Raw genomic sequence first — 2,200 nt, 5'->3', positions numbered from 1 at the left:
CCATGGTGCTGCCCCCGGTGGTCGGCGGTGTGGCGCTCCTCCTGGCCTACGGCCGCACCGGCCTGGTGGGCCGCTGGCTGTACGAGGCCACCGGCTGGCAGGTGCCCTTCACCGCCACCGCCGTGGTCCTGGCGCAGACCTTCGTGGCGCTGCCCTTCCTGGTGGTCACCGTGGAGGGGGCACTGCGCTCCACCGGCACCGCCCTGGAGGAGGCCGCCGCCACCCTGGGGGCCGGGCCGCTCACCACCTTCCGCCGCGTCACCCTGCCGGCGCTGGGGCCCAGCATCGCGGCCGGGGCCGTGCTCGGGTGGGCCCGGGCGCTGGGGGAGTTCGGCGCCACGGTGACCTTCGCCGGCAATCTCCCGGGCGTCACCCAGACCATGCCGAGCGCCGTCTACCGCGCCTTCGAGACCGACCCGCCCGCCGCCGTGGCCCTGAGCCTCGTGCTGCTGGCGGTGTGCGTGACCGTGCTGGTGCTGCTGCGGGACCGCTGGACGCCGGGGTTGCCCCGATGACGGGCGCCACGCCCGCGCTCGAGGTGGACGCCCGCATCCGCCGCGGCACGCTGGACCTGAGCGTGGCCTGCGCCGTGCGGCCCGGGCGTGCCCTGGCCGTGCTCGGCCCCAACGGGGTGGGCAAGACCTCGCTGCTGCGGGCCGTCGCCGGGCTCGATGCCGTGGCGTCCGGCCACGTGCGCTGCGCCGGCCGGGTGTGGGACGACGCCGCAACCGGGACCTTCGTGCCGCCGGAGCGCCGCCGGGCGGGGGTGGTCTTCCAGGACCACCGGCTGTTCGGGCACCTCTCCGTGCGGCAGAACGTCGCCTTCGGGCCGAGCGTCCGCGGGGCTGGGCGCCGCGCCGCCGAGGCCCGGGCCGATGCGGTGCTGGCGGAGCTCGGCATCGAGCACCTGGCCGCCCGACGCCCGGCCGAGTTGTCCGGTGGGCAGTCCCAGCGGGTGGCCGTGGCCCGGGCGCTGGCCACCGACCCCGTCGCCCTCCTGCTCGACGAGCCCCTCTCCGCCCTGGACACCACCGCCCGCGGCGAGGTGCGCACCTGGCTGCGTGCCACCCTCGAGCGCCTGGCCTGCCCGGTGCTCCTGGTGACCCACGACCCGGCCGACGTGGACGCCCTGGCCGACGACGAGCTGCGCCTGCCGGCAACCCGTACGGACTCCTGACCGCTCCTTGACCCGCAGGAGGGGGCCGCGTCACCTGCTCTCCCTAGCGTGGGGGCTCCCCTCAACAACAGGAGCAGATGATGCGTTCTCTGACCCGCACCACCGTCCTCGCCGCCGGTCTGGCCCTCGGCCTGGCCGCCCCCGCGACCGCCGGCCCGGTCGCGCCGGCCGCGTTCTCGGCCCAGGAGGTGCAGCCCGCCGCCGAGCACGGCCCGGCCCCGACCAAGGACTCGGTCGGCGTGGACGGCCCCTACGAGGTGGCCAGCAAGAAGCTGGAGGCCGCCCCGGACGCGGACTTCTACGGCGGCACGGTGTTCCACCCCTCCAACGGCGCCGAGGGGGAGACCTTCGGCGGCGTGGTGACCATGCCCGGGTTCACCGAGCCCGGGTCGGCGATGGAGTTCGTGGCCAAGCGTCTGGCCTCCCACGGGTTCGTGGTGCTCATGGCCGAGGCCCCCACCGTCATGAGCCAGCCGCAGGCCCGTGGCAAGGCGGCGCTGGGTGCGCAGAAGGCGCTCGCGGCGGACGCCGACATGGCCCCGCTGCTCGATGCCGAGCGCACGGCCCTGGTGGGCCACTCGATGGGTGGCGGCGGCGTCCTCTACGCCGCGCAGGAGTCCGAGCAGGACGCTGTGGTGCCGATCCACCCGTGGGCACAGGAGGGATTCAAGGGCGTGAGCGAGCCGTCGCTCACCATCGCCGGGGGGATCGACAACGTGGCCCCGGCCGGTGAGTACGCGGTGCCGATCCACGAGTCGATCGGCTCGGAGACCAAGGGCCTGTTCACCGACCTGGCGGGCACGCACTGGGCGGGTCTGGTGGACAACAAGGTCATCCAGGGCCGCATCCTGAGCTTCCTCAAGGTGCACGTGGACGGCGACAAGCGCTACGAGCAGTTCGTGTGCGCCCCGGCCGAGCAGGGCTTCGTGTACCGCAGCCCCTGCTGAGCCGCGCGGGCGCACGCGCAACCGCGCTCGGCACGGGAAAGGCGTCGGGCACACCGGAAACTTCCGGTGTGCCCGA

Annotated in this window: 3 protein-coding genes; all 3 read left to right on the top strand. The window is 75.0% G+C overall.

Annotation, left to right across the window (positions count from 1 at the left end):
• Positions 1-515, top strand: a 515-nt coding sequence (locus tag HMPREF3099_RS09945; protein WP_141762119.1) for a molybdate ABC transporter permease subunit, incomplete at its 5' end; no start/stop codon positions are given.
• Positions 512-1,177, top strand: a complete 666-nt coding sequence (locus tag HMPREF3099_RS09940; RefSeq protein WP_070705827.1) for an ATP-binding cassette domain-containing protein — start codon at positions 512-514, stop codon at positions 1,175-1,177. The genes HMPREF3099_RS09945 and HMPREF3099_RS09940, both read left to right, overlap by 4 nt.
• An 80-nt stretch (positions 1,178-1,257) precedes the next feature.
• Positions 1,258-2,124, top strand: coding sequence for a dienelactone hydrolase family protein (locus HMPREF3099_RS09935; RefSeq protein WP_070705826.1), 867 nt, complete (start codon positions 1,258-1,260; stop codon positions 2,122-2,124).
• Positions 2,125-2,200 lie beyond the last annotated feature (76 nt).

The sequence above is a fragment of the Kytococcus sp. HMSC28H12 genome (assembly GCF_001816045.1).
In the GTDB taxonomy this organism is placed as follows: Bacteria; Actinomycetota; Actinomycetes; order Actinomycetales; family Dermatophilaceae; genus Kytococcus; species Kytococcus schroeteri.
The sequence above is the reverse complement of the archived record's forward strand: the minus strand, read 5'-3'. Positions and strand labels throughout refer to the sequence as shown.

What these genes read in the sequence shown, in the direction of transcription:
- HMPREF3099_RS09940 (WP_070705827.1), top strand. Translation starts at nt 512, where the DNA reads ATGACGGGCGCCACGCCCGCGCTCGAGGTGGACGCCCGCATCCGCCGC.
- HMPREF3099_RS09935 (WP_070705826.1), top strand. Translation starts at nt 1,258, where the DNA reads ATGCGTTCTCTGACCCGCACCACCGTCCTCGCCGCCGGTCTGGCCCTC.